The sequence below is a fragment of the Oceanobacillus halophilus genome, assembly GCF_003628505.1.
GTDB classification, from domain to species: domain Bacteria; phylum Bacillota; class Bacilli; order Bacillales; family Amphibacillaceae; genus Oceanobacillus; species Oceanobacillus halophilus.
The window spans coordinates 77,048-98,171 of the sequence record NZ_RBZP01000003.1 but is presented as its reverse complement, the minus strand read 5'-3'; the positions used below and the strand labels follow the sequence as shown (position 1 = coordinate 98,171).

At 38.5% G+C, this 21,124-nt stretch carries 18 protein-coding genes; 1 reads left to right on the top strand and 17 read right to left on the bottom strand.

Going from position 1 to position 21,124, the window contains the following annotated elements; all coding sequences use genetic code 11:
• Positions 1-53: 53 nt before the first annotated feature.
• From D8M06_RS06815 to pcrB, 10 genes are all read right to left on the bottom strand, one after another.
• A complete protein-coding gene (locus D8M06_RS06815) occupies positions 54-983 on the bottom strand; it encodes a diacylglycerol kinase (RefSeq protein WP_121203661.1) in 930 nt (309 codons plus the stop codon).
• A gap of 186 nt (positions 984-1,169) precedes the next feature.
• Positions 1,170-2,600, bottom strand: a complete 1,431-nt coding sequence (gene gatB / locus D8M06_RS06810) for an Asp-tRNA(Asn)/Glu-tRNA(Gln) amidotransferase subunit GatB (protein WP_121203660.1) — start codon at positions 2,598-2,600, stop codon at positions 1,170-1,172.
• The gene (gene gatA, locus D8M06_RS06805; protein ID WP_121203659.1) at positions 2,600-4,066 is read right to left on the bottom strand and encodes an Asp-tRNA(Asn)/Glu-tRNA(Gln) amidotransferase subunit GatA; all 1,467 of its coding nucleotides are present in this window, start codon (positions 4,064-4,066) and stop codon (positions 2,600-2,602) included. Before gatA ends, gatB begins: the two co-directional genes overlap by 1 nt.
• Before the next feature lie 12 nt (positions 4,067-4,078).
• Positions 4,079-4,369, bottom strand: a complete 291-nt coding sequence (gene gatC, locus D8M06_RS06800) for an Asp-tRNA(Asn)/Glu-tRNA(Gln) amidotransferase subunit GatC (protein WP_121203658.1) — start codon at positions 4,367-4,369, stop codon at positions 4,079-4,081.
• Positions 4,370-4,690: 321 nt separating this feature from the next.
• Positions 4,691-4,831, bottom strand: a complete 141-nt coding sequence (locus D8M06_RS19820; RefSeq protein WP_158591748.1) for a hypothetical protein — start codon at positions 4,829-4,831, stop codon at positions 4,691-4,693.
• A 12-nt stretch (positions 4,832-4,843) separates the two neighbouring features.
• Positions 4,844-6,124 carry a helix-turn-helix domain-containing protein gene (locus D8M06_RS06795; RefSeq protein ID WP_338322960.1) on the bottom strand — a complete coding sequence of 427 codons (1,281 nt, stop codon included), beginning with the start codon at positions 6,122-6,124 and terminating at the stop codon, positions 4,844-4,846.
• A 250-nt stretch (positions 6,125-6,374) separates the two neighbouring features.
• The gene (locus D8M06_RS06790) at positions 6,375-7,523 is read right to left on the bottom strand and encodes a CamS family sex pheromone protein (protein WP_121203656.1); all 1,149 of its coding nucleotides are present in this window, start codon (positions 7,521-7,523) and stop codon (positions 6,375-6,377) included.
• Positions 7,520-9,535 carry an NAD-dependent DNA ligase LigA gene (gene ligA / locus D8M06_RS06785; protein ID WP_121203655.1) on the bottom strand — a complete coding sequence of 672 codons (2,016 nt, stop codon included), beginning with the start codon at positions 9,533-9,535 and terminating at the stop codon, positions 7,520-7,522. Before ligA ends, D8M06_RS06790 begins: the two co-directional genes overlap by 4 nt.
• A 15-nt stretch (positions 9,536-9,550) precedes the next feature.
• Positions 9,551-11,794 carry a DNA helicase PcrA gene (gene pcrA, locus D8M06_RS06780; RefSeq protein ID WP_121203654.1) on the bottom strand — a complete coding sequence of 748 codons (2,244 nt, stop codon included), beginning with the start codon at positions 11,792-11,794 and terminating at the stop codon, positions 9,551-9,553.
• A gap of 15 nt (positions 11,795-11,809) precedes the next feature.
• The gene (pcrB, locus tag D8M06_RS06775; RefSeq protein WP_121203793.1) at positions 11,810-12,487 is read right to left on the bottom strand and encodes a heptaprenylglyceryl phosphate synthase; all 678 of its coding nucleotides are present in this window, start codon (positions 12,485-12,487) and stop codon (positions 11,810-11,812) included.
• A gap of 97 nt (positions 12,488-12,584) precedes the next feature.
• Here pcrB and D8M06_RS19815 point away from each other — a divergent pair, with 97 nt between their 5' ends.
• Positions 12,585-12,722 (top strand): hypothetical protein, encoded by a 138-nt coding sequence (locus tag D8M06_RS19815; protein ID WP_158591747.1) that lies wholly within the window; start codon positions 12,585-12,587, stop codon positions 12,720-12,722.
• A gap of 262 nt (positions 12,723-12,984) precedes the next feature.
• On the opposite strand, the gene D8M06_RS06770 is transcribed toward D8M06_RS19815, so the two are convergent.
• From D8M06_RS06770 to purM, 7 genes are all read right to left on the bottom strand, one after another.
• Positions 12,985-13,287, bottom strand: coding sequence for a YerC/YecD family TrpR-related protein (locus D8M06_RS06770; protein ID WP_121203653.1), 303 nt, complete (start codon positions 13,285-13,287; stop codon positions 12,985-12,987).
• A 90-nt stretch (positions 13,288-13,377) separates the two neighbouring features.
• Positions 13,378-14,427: a DUF3048 domain-containing protein gene (locus tag D8M06_RS06765; protein ID WP_121203652.1), complete on the bottom strand. Its 1,050-nt coding sequence runs from the start codon at positions 14,425-14,427 to the stop codon at positions 13,378-13,380.
• A gap of 61 nt (positions 14,428-14,488) precedes the next feature.
• On the bottom strand, positions 14,489-16,231 hold the full coding sequence (locus D8M06_RS06760) for an adenine deaminase C-terminal domain-containing protein (RefSeq protein WP_121203651.1): 1,743 nt from the start codon (positions 16,229-16,231) through the stop codon (positions 14,489-14,491).
• 169 nt (positions 16,232-16,400) lie between these two features.
• Entirely contained in the window at positions 16,401-17,648 is a 1,248-nt protein-coding gene (purD, locus tag D8M06_RS06755; protein WP_121203650.1) for a phosphoribosylamine--glycine ligase, read from the bottom strand.
• 125 nt (positions 17,649-17,773) lie between these two features.
• Positions 17,774-19,306 carry a bifunctional phosphoribosylaminoimidazolecarboxamide formyltransferase/IMP cyclohydrolase gene (purH, locus tag D8M06_RS06750; protein ID WP_121203649.1) on the bottom strand — a complete coding sequence of 511 codons (1,533 nt, stop codon included), beginning with the start codon at positions 19,304-19,306 and terminating at the stop codon, positions 17,774-17,776.
• A 26-nt stretch (positions 19,307-19,332) separates the two neighbouring features.
• Positions 19,333-19,893, bottom strand: a complete 561-nt coding sequence (gene purN / locus D8M06_RS06745) for a phosphoribosylglycinamide formyltransferase (RefSeq protein ID WP_121203648.1) — start codon at positions 19,891-19,893, stop codon at positions 19,333-19,335.
• On the bottom strand, positions 19,890-20,909 hold the full coding sequence (gene purM / locus D8M06_RS06740; RefSeq protein ID WP_121203647.1) for a phosphoribosylformylglycinamidine cyclo-ligase: 1,020 nt from the start codon (positions 20,907-20,909) through the stop codon (positions 19,890-19,892). The genes purN and purM overlap by 4 nt, the downstream gene beginning before the upstream one ends.
• Between the last annotated feature and the right edge of the window lie 215 nt (positions 20,910-21,124).

Below are 21,124 nucleotides of genomic sequence, written 5' to 3'. Positions count from 1 at the left end.
TCTTTTAACACGTTATTACTCTACCGAAAAGCAACATTAAAAAAGAAGACTGCTTACTCCTCAGTCTCCTCTTCCTTTTCTTCATCATCTTTTCTAAATGTTTCTGGTACCATAAAGTTAATATGTTGCTTAAGATTAATGAATTCTCCTGGTAATAATCCACCGTATTCTCCATCTATATTTAGCTGCATTTTTTCTTCTGGTGTTACAGTGATTTTCTTTGCTTGTTTATAGATAACATTTGGGTCATCTAAATGGGCACCGCGAACGGCTAATGTCACGATTCGGATGAATTCTGCTAGATTAACTTTCTTTAAAATAAATAAGTCAAAATAGCCGTCGTCCAGTTTTGCGTCTGGTGCAAGTTTTTCAAATCCACCAACCGAATTAGAATTGGATACTAGAAAAATCATAATATCCTCATCAATCACATCGTCATCAAATTCTATTTTCACCCTGGCAGGTTTTAAGGAGGGAAGCATTTCAATCCCTTTTGCATAATAAGCCAACTGTCCGAGCATGGTTTTTAGTTTTGCTGGTACATCATAGGTCAACTCGGTTAACTTCCCACCACCGGCAATGTTAATGAAATAATGTTCGTTAACTCTTCCAATGTCCAATAAAGCAGAGTGACCTTCGACAATGATATCTACTGCCTTATGAATATCACGTGGAATATGCAATGCACGGGCAAAATCATTCGTTGTACCAGTTGGAATAATACCGAGTTTTGGACGGTGATTCTGTTCTGCTAAACCATGAATTACTTCATTGATGGTTCCGTCACCACCTGCAGCAATAATTAAATCAAAACTTCTAGAAATCGCATATCTTACGGCTGTTATCGCATCGCCCTCTCCAGTTGTTGCATGTGCAGATGTCTCATAACCAGCTTCTTCCAGCCTTTGCAGTACATTTGGCAATTCCTTTTTAAAAGCCTCTCGTCCTGATGTTGGGTTATAAATAATACGGGCCTTCTTCATTATATTTACCTCCCCCCAATTGCAGCCTCATGCAGGGTTATCATTAATAGTGTTATCATATTTGCCGCATAGTCTCATTTTATATTATAAAGTACATACCAAATCCATCTTAAGCCTAAAATTCATTTTTGCAAAGTCTAGACTACTATCACATAAGTAATAGTAGCCTAGGGAAAAGATTTATTATTAACGTTTTTCAATTTCTTCTTTCAAAATCTTGTTAACCATTGGCGGGTTTGCTTGGCCTTTGGTTGCTTTCATAATCTGACCGACTAAGAAGCCCAGTGCTTTTCCTTTACCTGCTTTATAGTCTGTGATAGATTGTTCGTTTTCATCCAACACTTTGTTCACAATTTCTTTTAATTGCTCTGGATCTGAGATTTGTACAAGCCCTTTTTCTTTTACAATTTTCTCAGGATCTCCGCCTTTATCAACTAGCTCTGCAAATACTTTCTTCGCTATTTTTGATGAAATGGTGCCATCCTCTATGAGCTTAATCATTTTTGCTAATGCTTCAGGAGTAATCGCTAGATCATGAAGTTCTTTGTAATGCTTGTTCATATAAGCAGAAACTTCCCCCATCAACCAGTTAGAGGCCTGTTTTACATCTGCTCCATGGTTGACCGCATCCTCAAAGAAATCAGACATTTCTTTAGAGCTTGTAAGGACGTTCGCATCGTATTCAGAGAGTCCCATTTCTTTTACATAACGACTTCTTCTTGCATCAGGAAGCTCAGGGATTTCTGCACGAATGCGTTCCTTCCACTCTTCATCGATATATAGGGGAATTAAGTCAGGTTCAGGGAAGTAACGATAATCATCCGAACCTTCTTTCACACGCATTAAAATCGTTTCTTTTGTTTTCTCATCATAGCGACGTGTTTCCTGTAGTATTTCTCCACCAGTTAAAAGAACCTTCTCCTGGCGTTTTTCTTCAAATTCCAAGCCTTTTTGCACATAGTTAAAGGAGTTTAAGTTCTTTAACTCTGTTTTCGTACCAAATTCCTCTTGACCAATTGGACGTAAGGAAATGTTAGCATCACATCTTAGGGAACCTTCCTGCATTTTCACGTCAGATACACCAGTATATTGAATGATGTTTTTTAGTTTTTCTAAATAAGCATATGCTTCTTCTGGTGTGCGCATGTCCGGTTCAGATACGATTTCAATCAATGGTGTTCCTTGACGGTTAAAGTCGACATAGGAGTATCCATCGTCACCATGCGTTAGTTTCCCCGCATCTTCTTCCAAATGCAGACGCGTAATTCCGATTTTTTTCTTTTTCCCATTTACTTCAATCTCAATCCAGCCATTTTCTCCAATTGGCTGATCAAATTGTGAGATTTGATAGGCTTTTGGATTATCTGGATAGAAGTAGTTTTTACGGTCAAACTTCGTGTCAGTTGCAATTTCACAATTCAATGCCATCGCTGCTTTCATCGCGAAGTTCACTGCTTCTTCATTCAAAATTGGAAGTGTACCTGGATATCCTAAGTCAATTGGGCTCACATTGGTATTAGGTTCTGAGCCAAATGCATTCACACTCGGACTAAATATTTTTGATTTTGTTTTCAACTCTACGTGTACTTCAAGACCAATAATCGTTTCAAAGTTCATTATTTGGCACCTCCTATTTGAGGTCGTTTGGTATGATGATCAGTTGCTTGTTCGAAGGCATGTGCCGTACGATAAACGGTACTTTCGTCAAAGTGTTTACCGATAATTTGCAAGCCAATCGGTAAGCCTTCTCCAGAGAATCCACAAGGTACAGAGATTCCTGGAACACCAGCTAGGTTCACTGGAATGGTTAAAATATCATTTGCGTACATCGTTAAAGGATCATCCGTTTTTTCTCCGACTTTAAATGCTGGAGTTGGAGTTGTCGGTCCAACTACTACATCATAGTCTTCGAAAATTTTATCGAAGTCATTTTTAATTAAGGTACGTACTTTTTGCGCTTTTTTATAGTAAGCATCATAGTAACCGGAACTTAAAGCAAAGGTTCCAAGCATAATCCGACGTTTTACTTCTTGTCCAAATCCTTCACTGCGGGATTTCTTGAACATATCAATCATGTTATCTGCATTTTCTGAGCGAACTCCATAACGTACACCATCGAAGCGTGCTAGGTTGGCAGATGCTTCGGATGAAGATAATAGATAATATGTTGCTACCGCATATTTCGAATGTGGTAAGGATACTTCTTCCCATGTTGCACCAAGTGATTCATAGACTTTAAGAGCATTCATGATATGTTCTCTTACTTCCGGGCTAACCCCTTTAGCCAGGTATTCTTTTGGTACAGCAATTTTAAGACCTTTTACATCATTCGTTAGTGCTTCCGTATATTTTGGTACTTCAACATTTGCACTGGTAGCATCCATTTTGTCATGTCCGGCAATTACTTCCAGTACACGTGCATTGTCTTCTACGGTACGAGTGATTGGTCCAATTTGGTCAAGGGAAGATGCAAAGGCAACTAAACCAAAACGAGACACACGTCCGTATGTTGGTTTCATTCCAACGACACCACAGAATGCAGCAGGCTGACGAATGGAACCGCCTGTATCAGATCCTAATGAAAATAATACCTCTCCAGCTGCAACAGATGCTGCGGAACCACCACTAGATCCACCTGGTACATAATCCGTATTCCATGGATTTCTAGTTGGAGTGTAGCTTGAATTTTCATTGGAAGAACCCATCGCAAATTCATCCATGTTTAATTTTCCGATATTCACCGGCTTTTCTTTCGATAATTTTTCCATAACGGTCGCATCATATAATGGATCTTCAAAGTTATCTAAAAATTGACTAGCACATGTCGTGCGAAGCCCTTTTGTCATGATATTATCTTTAATTCCTGCTGGTATACCGAAAAGACTAGCAGCAGCATCTTCCTTTTCGTCTAACTCTTTTGCATAGGTACGAGCATTTTCTTCATTTAGCGTTAAAAAGGCATTTACTTCCCCATCTACCTCTTTAATGCGATTAAAGGATTCATCTACTAAATCCTGAACAGTAATTTCTTTATTATGTAATTTCTCTTCTAATTCTTTAATCGTAAAATCAAATAACGCCATTAGGTTCCCTCCTTATTCTAAGATTGACGGCACACGGAACTGTCCATCTTTTTTGTCTGGAGCGTTCTTCAATGCTTCCTCTTGTGTAATCCATTCTCTTGGTTCGTCCTTACGCATCACATTCTTAATGTCTAACACATGTGTTGTAGGCTCTACATTATCTGTGTCCAGTTCATTTAATTGTTCTGCATAATGAATGATTGCACCTAATTCTTCAGTCAATTGCTCTACCTCTTCATCTGTAACAGCAAGCCTTGCCAGATGCGCAACATGTTTCACCTGTTCTTTTGAAATATCTGCCACTTCATTACCCTCCAAACTAAAAATAGTATATACATTTAAATATAACCATAATTAACTATTATAACACTATGATAATAGCAGAGATAGTCGTATGTAGGCAAATTATGTAAGAAAAAAGAATTAGAAAGGAGAAAATAATTGTGGGTTTTTGTGCGTTTATTGGAGGCATGTATCGTGGCCATGCACTTATATTGGCCTTTGGCTCTCTTAATGGAATTTTTTCACCAAAAAAAACCGGAATAGGTTTCCAATCTATTCCAGTCAAATCATCATATAGTAATAGGGTAAAAATTTAAATGAAAATAAAGTAATACAAATTAATTAAAAGAAAAGTGTTGGCTTTTCAACTGATAAAATATCAGGATGTAAATCCATTGCTAAATCACTTGGTACCTCGGAAGCAAAAAATAATCCCGCCACTAATGCTGTTCCTAATGCTACTGATAAAATCATTTTTTTCATGATTTTTCCTCCTTATAAGTTAATTAATTTCTCGTATGTTTCATTTGCAAGTTTATAGTATTTAACAGACTCCTTATACCTTCCAATACTCTCAAAATGATTTGCTAGCATATTAGAATAGGCAACTAAATTACCATAATCCTTATTCTTTCTCAGGTAAGGTATAAATTTGTCTTTTACTAACGATTTAAATCTATCATCTTCTCCATTAAGTTTATAAGTATAAGTATATATAATATAGTAATATAATTGATAATATACACTATTTTTTACTGAGTCCAAGAGTGCTTTGGCCTCATTTATCATTTCTCTGGTCTTATCAATGTTACCAATCTTATAATACTCCTTAATTAAGGAGGTAATCGCAATTAATTTTTCATGCAGGTGTACCTCATTATCTTCTACAACTTCACTATAATATTTTATGGCTTCCTCTGATTCACCTATTGTTGAATAGAGATTTCCCAAATTATAAGTAGTTTGTTGATTAACTTGTTTATTATTATTCAACTCTGCAAGATGCTTTGCTAAGTTATAATTCTTAATGGCTTTTTCATACATTTTAATTCTTCTATAAGATATTCCTAAAACAATATGACATTGCGCACATCGGTGAAAATTATACTGTTTCATAAAAACTGCAAGAGCTTGATTTGCATAGTCAATGGATTCCAGTGTATTTCTTAATTCACTGTGTGTTACAGCAATAATATATTTCAGGTCAGCTGCTTCGTCCTCACCAATATCAATATGCATTATTTTTTCTTCAGACTTTTTATAGTAGAACATAGCCTGATGATAATCAACATTTGCTAAGGAATAATAATTGCCTCTAAATTTGTTCCAATAAAAGTCCTGCAAATTATCGAAGTTATCCGATATTTCACTTAACTCATTAATCTTCTTTAATGCTTTATCATACTGATTCAAGATCAAATAATATCTAATCTTATGAATCTCAAACATGAGCAGATTTTCTGATAGATTTGTATCCATCATTTCTTGAATTTCTTTGTAAGTAGCTATAATTTTTTCTTTATCATTTACTTTAAATAGCATGCTGTACCATTCTTTGCACTTCTCTTTGATAGCCTGTTCTTCACTGTTATCTACTTGAATTCCTAGTCTATTACAAAGTAATTGAATAATCTCCGGGCTTGCTTGGGTTTTTAGATTTTCAATTTTTGATAAATAGGATACGGAAACAATACCATCAGCGAGATCGCCTAATGTCATGTCTTGTTTGGTACGTTGCAGCTTGATAAATGATCCAATCTCTATCAAAATACCCACCCTATCATTTAATAAGAATTTGTAATCATTTGATTTAGTTATATTATATCATATGTTCTAACTATTCATATTGGGAAAATCACGCATGTTGACCCTTGATTATCACCGTAAAAGTTTTCCGGTTTTCCTAAAACAAGAAAAAACACCGCGTTTTTGAGTGAATTCCTCAAAAAGCGGTATGTTTTTACACTTTTATAAGCTAAAAAAAGTTTTGTCAATATGACTACAGGACTAATTAGAATAAATATAGTTAGTCAAGAATATTTACGGTTGGTTCCTCATCACCATACTCGCGAGTAATCAAACTTTCCAGTCCCTCGCTGGAAGTAATACGCACTTCCAAATCAAAGTTATTAGCGAACATATCCATAATTAATCCATAAGTATATTGTGTGAACCCTATCACTTCACCTTTCCCATAGAATTCAATGGGAATCTCGATCGTTAGTTTTCGTAATTCTTCATTGACATAAAAGCCTCTTCCAATCACCCCAACATAATTAGGGAAGAATTCGCCAATTTCTGTTCCAAAGCTTGAAATTATTTCGTGGTCTTCCGGGTATTTATCTTTTCCTTCATTAGAAGGGAACAGTATATTCTCTTCTTTAATGGTATCCCAGTTATTGATTTTGGACTGCCCGGATTCAACAACTGTCTTAGCCACAAAGTTGCCAGGAACCGGAGAACTATGCTCCTCTTCTCTATATAACGCAATCATGATTGGAACATCGGGGACATCTGGAGATTCATCACTTTCCACTCTCATTTCAGTTAAGATAGCTTGAGCGACCTCATTCCCCTTTTCCAGCATCTCATCCATCGGAATATCTTCATAGTGAGATGGTTCTCCTATATCTGTTTGGAATCGATACACAGATTTCAACGCAATACCAATAGAGATTCCCGCAATCTCCACTGTATTATCTTCGTTTCGTTTTAAATAGTTCTGTTCTAAAATATGAGTTAATATCCGCGGATTATTTTTGTATGTCTTTATTTTATCTTCATCTTCCATATCTTCCAGCTCATCTTCATCCAACTGTGGGTTATTCGCATCAATCCAACCAAATATATGATTCGAATTTAAATATTGTCCTTCTTGAAAATACAGCTCCTCTGGATCAAAAATATCTTTAGAATGTCGCATTAATCCTTGTTCCAGTTCGTCGATATCTACGCGATTTCCCATTTGATTCGTAATAACGCCTCTTGCTTCACTGGTTTGATAAGGAAGGATAACTCTGTATGATTCATCGTTCAATTTATAACTAGGAACGATGGATGTTTGCTGTTCGGCATCTTCATTTTCCTGTACTACTTGCTCATCATCTGTATCTTCCGGCGCACAACTTGCAAGTATTAACAGGAAGCTTAAAAGCGCGATACTCCACCTCTTCATGATGTGACACTCTCCAATGCCTCTTTTAATTGCTGTTCATCCCAAATCGTAACTCCTAATTTCTGTGCTTTGTCGTATTTGGAACCTGCATCTTCCCCAGCAATCAGGATATCGGTCTTTTTGCTGACACTTCCTGTAACCGATCCACCTAAAGCTTCGATTAATTCTTTGGCTTGTGGGCGGGTATAGCTCTCCATTTTTCCGGTTAGAACGACAGTTTTCCCAGCAAACACACTATCTTCATTATTTTGTTCTGCCTTTTTCGGCCCCTTATAGTCCATATTAATATTTAGTTCACGAAGTTCTTTTAGTAAATCCTGCACTTTTTCCTCCTCGAAATACTGTACAATCGCATCAGCCATTTTTTCCCCAATTTCATCAATAGCTACTAATTCTTCATAGGAGGCCTTTTGCAAGTTTTCCATCGTTTCAAATTCCATCGATAACGTTTTCGCAGCTTTGGCACCAATAAACCGGATGCCTAATCCAAACAACAATCGTTCCAATGAATTTTCTTTCGACGCTTCAATAGCCTTTAGTAAATTATCGACTGATTTTTCACCCATTCGTTCCAGTTGGAGTAATTCTTCGCGCTCCAATCGATACAAGTCTGCCATCGTATGAATTAATTCTTCTTGGAAGAGTTGAATAATTACTTTCTCTCCTAATCCATCAATATTCATGGCATTTCGTGATACAAAATGTATGAGTCCCTCCATTAATTGGGCTGGGCAACTTGGATTGATACATCTTAAGGCGACTTCCCCTTCTAAGCGGACAATTTCGCTGCCACATGCCGGGCATTCATCTGGCATATGAAATTCTTTTTCCTCACCTGTGCGTTTTTCTTCCACCACACGAACGACTTTTGGAATAATGTCTCCTGCTTTTTTGATTACTACCGTATCCCCAACGCGCAAATCCTGTTCACGGATTAAGTCTTCATTATGTAATGTTGCGCGCTGAACTGTTGAACCAGCAATTCTCACCGGATCTAAAATAGCTGTTGGCGTAATCACACCAGTTCTTCCAACACTTAATTCAATATCATTTAACTTTGTCATCGCTTCTTCTGCAGGAAACTTATAAGCTATTGCCCATCGTGGACTTTTTGCCGTGTATCCTAGCTCTTCCTGCTGTTCGAGGTTGTCTACCTTGATAACAATACCATCGATTTCGTAATTTAGATTGGGACGTTCGTTTGTCCAGTACTCAACAAATTCCATGACTTCTTCTATTGAAGCGCATTTTTTCCACTCAGGATTTGTCTTAAATCCAAGCTCTTTTAGTTTTTCTAATCTGCCACTGTGCGTGGAAATGTTGTTATTTTGCCATTCACCTACTGCATATAAAAAGGTATCCAGATTTCGCTTGGCCGCGATTTTTGGATCCAACTGTCTGAGTGATCCCGCCGCAGCATTTCTTGGGTTTGCAAATGGCTCTTCTTCCTTTGCCATTCGTTCCTCATTCATTTTTAGAAAGGATTGATGCGGCATGAAGGCTTCGCCACGTACTTCCAATGTTTCTGGCTCTTTTAATGTTAATGGGATACTGCGAATGGTTTTTAAGTTTTTTGTAATGTCTTCTCCTATTGTGCCGTCTCCACGGGTGGCACCTCGAACAAATTTTCCATTTTCATAACTTAATGAAACGGCCAAACCATCTATTTTCAATTCACAAACAAACGAGACAGGGCCATCCACACCCTGACTCGCACGTCTTGCAAAGTCCTTTAAGTCTTGCTCATTAAAGGCATTTCCCAGACTAAGCATGGGTACTCGGTGCTGAACTTTCTCAAAAGCTTCCAGAGGTTCTCCCCCAACACGCTGGGTCGGGGAATTCTCTGTAATCAATTCTGGAAATTGTTCTTCTAGTTTTTCCAGTTCGTGTAATTTTGCGTCATATTCACTATCCGGAACGCTAGGTTTATCTAAAACATAATATTCATAACTATATTGATTTAAAATTTCTCTAAGTTCGTTGATTCTTTCTTGTGCTTGCTTTTGATCCATAAAGAAGCACACCTCCTACTGTTTTGTAATCGGAGCAAATTTGGCTAAAAGGCGTTTGATGCCAACAGGTGCTGGAAACGCAACATCCAGTTCCATATTTTCTCCTTCGCCCTGTACTTTAACAACCGTGCCCACGCCCCATTTCTTATGAACGGCTTTATCTCCTGATGCCCAGGATTTACTTTCTGCTCCACTGGTCTTCTGCATGCGTTCTGCTTTTCGGCGAACCGGGGATGGTGCAGGTTTCTCTTTCGGTATTCCAAAGGTAGATTTGCCAAAAGATGAGGAACCGAACATAGACTCTCTTTGCTGTTCGATGCCTTCCACTAATTCTTGTGGGATTTCATTAATAAAACGACTGACAGGGTTCATGTTTGTACGACCAAATAACGTACGCATTTTCGCATGGGTTAGGAAAAGAATTTGCTCCGCTCGAGTGATCCCAACATATGCTAAACGGCGCTCCTCTTCCATTTCCTCATCATCCATCAATGAACGGCGATGCGGAAATACGCTTTCTTCCATTCCAATAAGGAATACTATTGGAAATTCTAATCCTTTTGCTGCATGCAGTGTCATCAGGGTTACTTTTTCCTCGTTATCTGGATCTTCTTCATCCACTTTATCGATATCGGCGATTAATGCAAGATCTGTTAGAAAAGCGACTAATGTCTTGTCTTCTGCTGTCTGCTCGAAGTCCTTTGTAACGGTCATAAACTCTTCCAAGTTCTCTAGACGTGATTGCGATTCGAGTGAGTTTTCATTTTTTAGCATCTGTTCATAGCCTGTCCGTTCGAGTACAGCTTCAACCATATCCGTTGCTGTTAAAAATTCCTGTTGCTGCGTCAATGTCTTAATTAACTTACCAAATTCCGCTAGAGCATTTGCTGCTTTCTTAGACACTCCAGTAAAATCAACTTCTTGTGTCGTCTGGAAGAAGGAGATATCGTGTTCCATTGCATAGGCACGTATTTTTTCAATCGACGTTTTCCCAATTCCGCGTTTGGGTTCATTAACGACTCTTTCAAAACTAATATCATCATCCGGATTGGTAATTAAACGAAGGTAAGCTAGCATGTCTTTGATTTCTTTTCTATCATAGAACTTCGTGCCGCCAACCATCTGATAAGTGATACCAGATTTCACGAAAGTATCCTCAATCGCACGAGACTGTGCATTCGTACGGTAAAGAATGGCAATGTCCCCTGGTGAATAACCTTCCTGTCCAGTTAATTCCTGTATTTTGTTCGTAATAAACAAAGCTTCTTCCCGCTCTGTGGAACCTTGGTAGTAATTAATTTTTTGACCGTCCGGATTATCCGTCCACAGATTTTTCGGCTTACGTCCTGGATTATTTGCTATGACTTTATTCGCTGCTTCCAGAATAGATTTGGTAGAACGGTAATTTTGTTCTAAGAATACAGTTTTCGCTGCAGAATAGTCTTTTTCAAAGGAAAGAATATTGGAGATATCCGCCCCACGCCAACGATAAATGGACTGATCTGAGTCTCCAACAACACATAAATTTTGGAAACGATTTGCTAATTGCTTTACTAGTGTGTATTGTGCATGGTTGGTATCCTGATACTCATCCACGTGAATATATTGAAAACGGCGTTGATAATATTCCAGAACTTCTGGTACACGCTTAAATAAATGGATGGTTTGCATGATTAAATCATCAAAATCCAACGACTGGTTCTTCTGCAGCATTTTTTGATAACCTTCATAAACATCTGCAACGGTCTTGTCATAAAAATTTCCAGCATTTTTTTGGAACTCTTCATAGGTGATCAGTTCGTTTTTGGCAGAACTTATTTGGCCAATCATGGCTCGTGGTTCAAATTTCTTTGCATCAATATTTTTATTTTTTAACACTTGCTTTACAACAGATAACTGGTCACTGCTGTCTAAAATCGTAAAATTCCTGTTATATCCGATTCGATCTATATCTCTTCTTAAAATACGAACACACATCGAGTGAAAGGTAGACACCCACATATGCACACTTTCAGGTCCTACTAGTTTTTGTACACGATCTTTCATCTCACGAGCTGCTTTATTCGTGAAAGTAATCGCTAAAATATTTCGCGGTGCCACGCCTTTTTCCCCGATTAAGTAAGCAATTCGGTGGGTTAGTACTCGTGTTTTACCAGAACCGGCACCAGCCATTATTAGTAATGGTCCATCCGTTGTTTTTACTGCTTCCCTCTGTTCTGTGTTTAATCCTTTCAATAAGTCATCTATTGTCTGACTCATCCCTGCACCTCCAAATTATTTTCCTTTCACTGCCTGGACTGTTTCCAGTGCCTGTTCAAAACCCGTATATATACTATTGCCGACAATTATGACATCAGCATATTGTTTCATTTCTTTTGCTTGGCGGCTATTTTCGATTCCTCCCCCATATAAAAGCAACGTGTTGTTTAGGGTGTTCTTGACTTGTCTAACAAGCTGGGGATCACCATACGTTCCACTGTATTCCATGTAGAAAATAGGCAAATGGAATATATGTTCAGCCATATAAGCATAAACCAGTGTATCTTCCACATCAGGCATGGTGCTGTTCGTATAGTGAAACGCCTTTGCCTCTTCATTTAAGATACAATAGCCTTCAAAAATTGGATTTACAAAATCAAGATAATCCATGTATTCTTTCAGTCCCTGATGCTGCATATCCATCATCCACTTCTTCTCTTTGGAGTTCAGCACCATCGGGATAAAATAGTCATCAAAACCGGGAGTTACTGCGTTCATTCTGGAGATTTCCAGTATCCGGTGAATTGGATGTTTACTTATTCTGTCTAGTAAATCGACAACACCTTCATAAGTAACATTATCCGTGCCACCAACCATAATCGCATCTGTTCCTGATTGACAAAGGATGTCCAGCTTCTCATCCGAAATTTCCTTCGCTGGATCCAATTTAAAAATATGATTCCATTCGTTCATCTTTGTATTCAAATGGGTAATCCTCCATCCCTCGAATTCCATTTATTCATTATACCAAAAATCGACGGTAGAATTTAGGGATATGTGGTGGAAATTTTTGAGTGATTGGGTAGGAAGTGTTTTTGAGGAAATGCATGGGGTTGGTGGGGGGGTTGTGGATGGTTTATGGGTAGGTGTTCTTGCTGGGTTTATGGGCGTTCCTGATGATTTATGGGCGCTCTCTCCTGGTTTATAGGCGCTACTTCTGATTTATAGGCGCTCCTCACGGTTTATAGGCGCTCCTCACGTTTTATAGGCGCTTCTCACGTTTTATAGGCGCTTCTCACGTTTTATAGGCGCTCCCAACCGATTTATAGGCGCTACTCACGGTTTATAGGCGCTACTCACGGTTTATAGGCGCTACTCACGGTTTATAGGCGCTCCCAACCGGTTTATAAGCGCTCCTCCAGGATATCAACCCAATAAGAAAAAAGAAACCTCCACCTATAGGCAGCGGCTTACTTTTTTTCGTCTTCCAACACACGGTCAAGCACCATTTTATACCCATCACTACCATAATTAATACAGCGGCGTACACGGGAAATTGTTGCGGTAGAGGCTTTGGTTTCTTTTTCGATATTATTATAGGTGCTGCCATCCATTAGCATTTTTGCAACTTGCAATCTTTGAGACAATGCATGGATTTCAGACATGGTTGCGATGTCATCAAAAAATTGATAGCATTCTTCTCTATTCTTTAATGAGAGAATAGCATCAAACAACTGATCTAATTGCTCTCCTCTTAATTTATCTATTTGCACTGAAAATCCTCCTGCTTTAAAACTTTTATGAAAGAACTGGCAGCAATTTGTTTATCACTGCCAGCGTTCGATATTTCCTGCTTCATGGAATTATTCAGAAATGGTAACAGATTGTTCCATTCCTGGAGAAGTTGGAACAACGTTTATCCATGTCTGTCCAGGAACAAATCCGATTGCTTGACCATCCTTCACAGGAATAATACGACCATCTTGATTCTCCCACTCCACTTTCTGGAATGTTCCTTTTTGAATGAAGTAGCCATTTCCTCCCGATTTAAAATCAATAGCTCGGCGTCCTGCATCGTCTATGACTTGGTGATGGGTTTCAATGATAAAAAGATTATCTAGTTGAATTGGTTCATTTGTATCAAGTTCAACTGTTTGCTGACCATCACTAAAACGATAATATTTCTCTGTTTCTTCGTCATATTTATATTCTACATTAGCCCATTCATGTTTGCCTGAATAAACTACTCGGACTTTCTGTGCAGACTCCCCTGTCAAGCCATCTACTTCCTCTTCTGATAGGAAAGGTAAGGCTTCATAATCTACTGTCGTTTCATAGCCTTTTCCTTCCGCCACCTCATATGCAGAACCTAACTGCAAGTAGGAATTATGCGGTGCTTTTCGAAAGGATTCCCTCTTAAATAAATATCCATCATTATCGTATATGGCACCGTTTAAGAAATGAACCCCTCGATTTACAATCATATCATTCACAAAGTTTGCAGCTCCATGATAAACATATAACGCATTGTAATCATTTGCTAGTTCAAAATAGTATTCCCTCGCACTGCGCACCGGACCTACTACTTCTGGCAAATCACTTTGATATAGCGCTAAAAATCTTGTAATCATTCCTTCAGCTAGAATCTCATAAACGATATCGGCGTGTGATAAACCTGTTTGCGGCCTTGCTTTTGTATGGTTATTAACCATAACACCAACGATACGATTATTAACAGGTTCGTTGGTTCCGATACCTGTTAATGGGTAAATATTTTCAAAACTCTCTTCCTCTACTGCTGGTTCTTCTGCTGCATTCTGTTCGTCTGTTTCCTGCACTTGTTCTTCGTTACCATTTGAACATCCCACTAAGAGAACAAGCATTATCAGGAAGAAGTAAATTGCTTTTCTCATTTTCCCAACACCTTTTGTCAGTTTTTGCTAAATTTTAGCAAGTTCTGCTATATATTATATGCTAACACATCGTCGCTGGGAAGAGAATTTCTCCTTTCTTAATATCAATAATTCCTTGCTGTGTGATGCGAACATAAGGTAAGTGTGTAGCTGATAGAAATAGAATATTATAAATCGGATCCTCATACTGATATCCGAATTCTTTCAAATAAGCTTTGATTTCCTTTTCCTTCTCAATAATTTCGTCCATACTCTCTGTTGACATGATTCCACCTAAGGCGAGAGGGAGATCCGTAAGTACTTCACCCTGATGTACAAGTGCAATACCACCACCAATTTCTTTCAACCGATTCCATGCCAGTAACATATCCTTTTTATTCTTCCCGATAATTATCAAATCTCCTGAGGAGGAAAAAGAACTAGCAATTGCTCCTAAGCGTCTTGTGAATCCTTTTATTGTCGTATTAACGCGCCATTTACCGTTTCGATCTATTAATAATAAAAAGGCATCATCTTTATTTTCTGGTAATTGCTCTGGTGTTATATCAACATTAATTGTGTATGGTTTGACAATAACATTGTTTACCATTTGCAAGCCCATTGGCATTGAAAATTGCAATTCTTTTTCCTGTAGTTCCCAATCAAATACGAGTGGGGAAATATCATATTTTTCCCAATCTATTTGGTTAGGAAGTTCCTGAACTTGTTTGTCTTTTAAAACCCATTTCCCTTTTGCCAAAACACTTACTGGGTGGGGATTTTCTTTCCTGTCTAAAATATTTATATGTGCGATTCGTCCAGGTGCAATGCTTCCAAGTGTTTCATCCAGACGAAAATGTTTTGCCGCATTGTAGCTTCCCATCCGATAAGCATCTTCTAACGGTATTCCTTTACGGATGGCAATATCAATACAAACATTAATGAGCCCATTTTGTGAAAACTCAGGAGTTGAGCCATCTGTGGTAAAAGTCAAATTATCAAAATTAGTTAAGTTTAGATCTAAAATTTCTTCTATTAGGTTTGGTAAATCTGGTCTAATGGAAGAATTCCTTAATGAAACACTGTAGCCAAGTCTAAGTCTTCTTACTACTTCTTCACCAGTTATCGGCTCATGATCTGCCGTAACACCTAGCAGTTTCAATTTTGTTAGCGTCTTTTCTGAAGCCCCTGGCAGGTGTCCCTCAATTGGTTTTCCTTGTCGTTTTGTCTCTTGCATCCAATATAGTAATCTATCATTTCCTTCCAAAAGACTAGGCCAAGATGTAAGTTCCCCACCTTGAACGACGGAAGGATGCGATATCCAAGAGAGAATATCATCTGTATTAAATACTTCCCCCTCATCCTGCATAGCTGTCTGAGAGTCAAATCTTGCCCACCAATACATGGAGGTTGGTAAATTATTAAATTCCCCCAAAATAGAAAACGCTTTCTTTTTATTCAATAAAAAATTCCACATAAGATTGTCATTTATTAATGTAGTAGTTCCATACCTTGCCGAAAAGTTTGCTAATTCTTCAGGATTGGCTAATTGAAATGGATGGGAATGTGGTTCGACATACCCTGGCACAAGATATTTCCCTGCACAATCTATTACTTCCGTATCTTCCATGTTTTCAGGGAGGTCTTCCCCGACATACACAATTCTATCTTTGTATATCCAAATATTTGCTTTTATCCATTGTTTAATAAACACATTTAAATACGTGCTATTTTTTAATATTAATGTTGGTGATTCGATACCATCGATTACTTTCACATGCTGTCTAAGCTCACGGTTCCTCCAGTAATTTTCGTTTGTAAACATAAGGCCAGCTCTCCAATATTAGAATTTATATTATTTTAACACAATTTCATCCTTTAATGTTGTAAAGTGCTCACATTTAATAGTTACAAATTTATGACAATTTTGTTTACCGACAACATAAAAGGCTGTTCAAAAAGAATTTTCTTTTCAAACAGCCTTCTCTTCTATATTAATTTACCCCAATGTCATGACGGAAAAAGAAATCCGTTTGATGTTGAACTGATTCTAAAACCCTGTAAACTTTCTCACGCGCAGTTTCTAATGTTGCTTCCTTCGCACCTACTAAAAGAACACGTCCCCCATCTGAAACAAGAGATTCCCCTTGCATTTTTGTTCCCGCATGAACGACAAAACTATTAGCTAATAAATCTATCTTAGGAATAACGATGCCTTTATCATAATTACCTGGGTAACCAGCAGATGCTAGAACGATGCCTATACATGAAGCATCTTCCCAAACAAGCTCAGGATTTTTCCCATCTAAGACATCTAAAAATACGTTTAGTAAGTCATTTTTTAGAAGCGGTAAAACAACCTGTGTCTCTGGATCACCGAATCTGGTATTAAATTCTATCACTTTTGGCCCGGACTCTGTCATTATTAAACCGCCATATAAAATACCAGTGAAAGGACGCCCCTCTTCCATCAAACCATCTGCGGCTTTTTGCAAAATGTGTTTTACGGAAAAAGCGATATGTTCTTCGGTGATATCTGGAACAGGAGCAAAAGCCCCCATGCCCCCTGTATTCGGCCCTTCATCATTATCAAAGGCACGTTTATGATCTCGAGCTGGTACCATAGGGTAAACTTTATTTTCATGAACAAATGCCATTAATGAAAATTCTCTTCCTGGAAGAAATTCTTCCACAACAATCGTTGATCCAGCTTCTGAGAATGCTTTCGATACAAGCATATCATCCACTGCTTCTAGTGCTTGTTCCTTTGTTTCTGCGACGATTACGCCTTTCCCATTAGCCAGGCCGTCTGCTTTGATTACAATTGGTACACCCTGCTCCTCAATGTATGCTTTTGCTTCATCGGCCTCTGTAAATGTTGCATAAGTAGCTGTTGGAATATTATATTTTTCCATAAAGTCTTTGGCAAAACTTTTACTGCCCTCTAAAAGTGCCGCTTCCTTAGTCGGAGCAAAGACTTTAAGTCCTTCTGCTTGGAAACGATTGGCGATTCCCTCATTTAAAGGTGCTTCTGGTCCAACAATTGTAAGTTCAATTGCTGCTTCCTTTGCGAAATCAACTAACCCATCTATATCCATCTCATTAATTGAGACACAAGTAGCTTGTTTCTTCATCCCACCGTTTCCAGGAGCAACATAAAGGTTTGTAACTTGTTCACTTTTAGCAAGTTCCATAACAATGCTGTGTTCACGTCCCCCGCGTCCTACAATTAGTACGTTCATGCGTTTCCCCCCTTGTTTTAGTCGTAATGCTTTTGGGTTAATGGTGTTAGTTGCGATATATAGGTGCTTCTTTAGGATTTATGGGCGCTCCCTCTTTTTTTATAGGCACTCCTCTATCCACAAAATTAATGTTTAAAATGTCTCATCCCTGTATAAACCATCGCAATTCCGTTCTCATCACACACATCAATCGAATCCTGATCACGCTTCGATCCACCAGGTTGGATTATCGCTGTTACCCCTGCTTTTACTGTTTCTTCTACTGTATCTGGCATCGGGAAGAAAGCATCCGATGACATGACTGAACCTTTTGCTTTTTCTCCCGCTTGTTCCATGGCAATTTTTGCTGCACCGACACGATTCATTTGACCTGCACCAACCCCTATGGTTTGACCATCTTTCGCAAGCACAATCGCATTGGATTTCACATGTTTCACTGCCTTCCAAGCAAATAATAAATCTGCTAATTCCTTTTCAGAAGGCTGACGTTTAGTAACAACTTTCAAGTCATCGGTCCCTACTTTTCCATTATCCTGACTTTGAATCAAGACACCACCATTTACAGACGTGAGTTTGTGATTTACCGCTTCTTTATTATTCATATCTAATTCAAGCAAGCGTATATTTTTCTTTCTCGTTAGTATTTCTAATGCTTTTTCTGAAAAACTAGGAGCAATTACAATTTCTAAGAAAATGCTGCTTAATTTTTCTGCTGTTGGAGAATCCACTTCTTTATTCAATGCAACAATACCACCAAAAATAGAAATTGGGTCTGCATCAAATGCACGACTAAATGCATCAACCAATGTATCAGAAACACCGATACCACAAGGATTCATATGTTTTACAGCAACAGCTGCCGCATGACCTTCATAATCTGCTAAAATTTCTAATGCTGCATTGGCATCTTGAATATTGTTATACGATAATTCTTTACCATGCAATTGTTTGGCAGCTGCTAGACTCATTGTTTGGACAATAGGTCGTTTATAAAAAGCAGCATGTTGATGAGGATTTTCTCCATATCTTAGTGATTGAACTCTTTCATATGTAACAGTATAACTTTCAGGAAATTCTTCTTTTGTTTCTTCCATAAAATATTCAGCAATCATTGCATCGTATTGAGCCGTATGACGGAAAACTTTTGCAGCTAATTGCTGGCGTTTTTCAAAATCTAATTCATCTTTTTGCAATGCTTCTAAAATGCCATCATAATCTTTGGGATCAACAACAACCGCTACGTCTTCAAAGTTTTTCGCAGCAGAACGAAGCATGGTTGGACCGCCAATATCGATGTTCTCAATAATTTCTGGTTTGGAGACACCTTCCTTTTCAAGTGTCTGTTTAAATGGGTACAAGTTTACAACCACCATATCAATTGGTTGAATCTCATTTTCTACCATTTGTTTCATATGATCAGAATTAGATCGCTTTGCGAGTAACCCACCATGAACTTTTGGATGTAATGTTTTCACACGCCCATCCATAATTTCTGGGAAACCTGTCACATCGTCAATCGCAATGGCTTTCACTCCTGCATCTTGAATAACTTTTAGTGTGCCACCAGTAGAGATGATTTCATAACCTAGTTCTTCAAGCCCTTTGGCAAATTCTGTGATATTCTGTTTGTCGGAAACACTGATTAGTGCTCGTTTCATGTTTACCCCTCACTTTGTAAATTAGACTATTTAACGATTTTCTGGATGACTCTCGGATATAACCGATGCTCGACCTTCTGAATTCTATCCTTTAAACTCTCTTCTGTATCATCTGCTAGAATATAGACTGGTTCCTGGGCGATGATTGGTCCTGTATCAATGCCCTCATCAATAAAATGTACGGTCACTCCAGTTACATTCTCCCCTGCTTGAAAGGCTTGACCAATCGCATCCTTCCCAGGGAATTTTGGCAGAAGCGAAGGATGAATATTAACAATTCTTCCTTCATAGGCACTTAATAGAGTTGGGCCGACAATCCGCATATATCCCGCCAGAAAAACCCAAGAAACATCAGCCTCCCGAAGTTTCTCTACTAAAAGTTTTTCATATTCTTCCTTATTTGTATATTCCTTTGGCTTGAAAACGAATGTTGGAACACCAAATTTCTTTGCTTTTTCTAATACTCTCGCACCTGGCTTATCACAAATTAATAGAGAAATTTCACATGGAAGGTTCGCATTTTCCATAATGGCTTGAAAATTACTACCTGTTCCAGAGGCGAAAACTGCTGCTTTTACAAGACTCATGATGTGAAATGCACTCCCTCGCGATCTATGACTTTTCCAATAATCGAAGCATTTTCTCCACTTTCCTTGAGGATTGCTAGTGTGCTTTCAACATCACTCTCGTTCACAACAATTGCCATCCCGATTCCCATATTAAATACCCCATACATTTCCTCCTCAGGAATGGAGCCGAGTCCCTGTAAAAAACGGAAGATTTCTGGAACATCCCAACTGTCTGGATACACTTGAGCACCCAAACCTTCTGGCATCATACGTGGTAGATTTTCATAGAATCCGCCACCAGTAATATGAGAGATTCCTTTCATGTGATGCTTCTCCATAACATTCGCAATAGGTTTTGCATAGATTTTCGTTGGTGTGAGCAGTGCTTCTCCTAATGACTGCGATAACCCTTGAGGAGTTTGACTCAAATCTATCCCATCTACTAGTTTTCTTACGAGAGAATATCCATTGGAATGAATGCCAGAAGATGCAAGCCCAATGACAACATCGCCCGCTTGAATAGATTCTCCTGTTAGGAGTTTCGATTTTTCAGCAATTCCCACAACAAAACCGGCTAGGTCGTATTCTTCATCGTTGTACATACCTGGCATCTCTGCTGTTTCCCCGCCAATTAAGGCAGCGCCAGCTTCCACACACCCTTGTGATACACCTGCTACAATTTGTTCAATCCGTTCCGGTTCATTTTTACCGCAAGCAATGTAGTCCAGAAAAAATAATGGCTGAGCACCTTGAGCAACAATATCATTCACACACATGGCAACTAAATCGATGCCGACTGTATCATGTTTATCCATTTGAAAAGCTAGTTTTAGCTTTGTTCCGACACCGTCTGTCCCGGACACCATCACAGGTTCTTTCATCGTTGAATTAGATAAATCAAAAAGGCCAGCAAAAGATCCAATTCCTCCGAGCACCTCAGGACGTGTGGTTCTTGCGATATGCTTTTTCATACGTTCTACAGCTTCATAACCTTTTTCAACATCTACCCCGGCTTGTTTATATACATCTGACATTTATCTGACACATCCTCACAACTGTATTGACATTAGAATTTCAGTGCTGATATTCTTGAAACCTTATTTAAACCGAGCTACTTCAACCCTAAATCGTGCGACAACCTTCAAAATTCGCGCAACTCCAACCAAAACCGTGCGACAACTTCTTTCATTCGAGCGACAACACCCCTAACCGAGCAACACCATCCACAAATCGTGCAACAAGTAATTAT

Excerpts from the sequence above, each read along its gene's own strand:
- D8M06_RS06815 (WP_121203661.1), bottom strand. The coding sequence starts at position 983 with ATGAAGAAGGCCCGTATTATTTATAACCCAACATCAGGACGAGAGGCT.
- gatB (WP_121203660.1), bottom strand. The coding sequence starts at position 2,600 with ATGAACTTTGAAACGATTATTGGTCTTGAAGTACACGTAGAGTTGAAA.
- gatA (WP_121203659.1), bottom strand. The coding sequence starts at position 4,066 with ATGGCGTTATTTGATTTTACGATTAAAGAATTAGAAGAGAAATTACAT.
- D8M06_RS19820 (WP_158591748.1), bottom strand. The coding sequence starts at position 4,831 with ATGAAAAAAATGATTTTATCAGTAGCATTAGGAACAGCATTAGTGGCG.
- D8M06_RS06790 (WP_121203656.1), bottom strand. The coding sequence starts at position 7,523 with ATGAAGAGGTGGAGTATCGCGCTTTTAAGCTTCCTGTTAATACTTGCA.
- ligA (WP_121203655.1), bottom strand. The coding sequence starts at position 9,535 with ATGGATCAAAAGCAAGCACAAGAAAGAATCAACGAACTTAGAGAAATT.
- pcrA (WP_121203654.1), bottom strand. The coding sequence starts at position 11,794 with ATGAGTCAGACAATAGATGACTTATTGAAAGGATTAAACACAGAACAG.
- pcrB (WP_121203793.1), bottom strand. The coding sequence starts at position 12,487 with ATGAACGAATGGAATCATATTTTTAAATTGGATCCAGCGAAGGAAATT.
- D8M06_RS06765 (WP_121203652.1), bottom strand. The coding sequence starts at position 14,427 with ATGAGAAAAGCAATTTACTTCTTCCTGATAATGCTTGTTCTCTTAGTG.
- D8M06_RS06760 (WP_121203651.1), bottom strand. The coding sequence starts at position 16,231 with ATGTTTACAAACGAAAATTACTGGAGGAACCGTGAGCTTAGACAGCAT.
- purD (WP_121203650.1), bottom strand. The coding sequence starts at position 17,648 with ATGAACGTACTAATTGTAGGACGCGGGGGACGTGAACACAGCATTGTT.
- purH (WP_121203649.1), bottom strand. The coding sequence starts at position 19,306 with ATGAAACGAGCACTAATCAGTGTTTCCGACAAACAGAATATCACAGAA.
- purN (WP_121203648.1), bottom strand. The coding sequence starts at position 19,893 with ATGAGTCTTGTAAAAGCAGCAGTTTTCGCCTCTGGAACAGGTAGTAAT.
- purM (WP_121203647.1), bottom strand. The coding sequence starts at position 20,909 with ATGTCAGATGTATATAAACAAGCCGGGGTAGATGTTGAAAAAGGTTAT.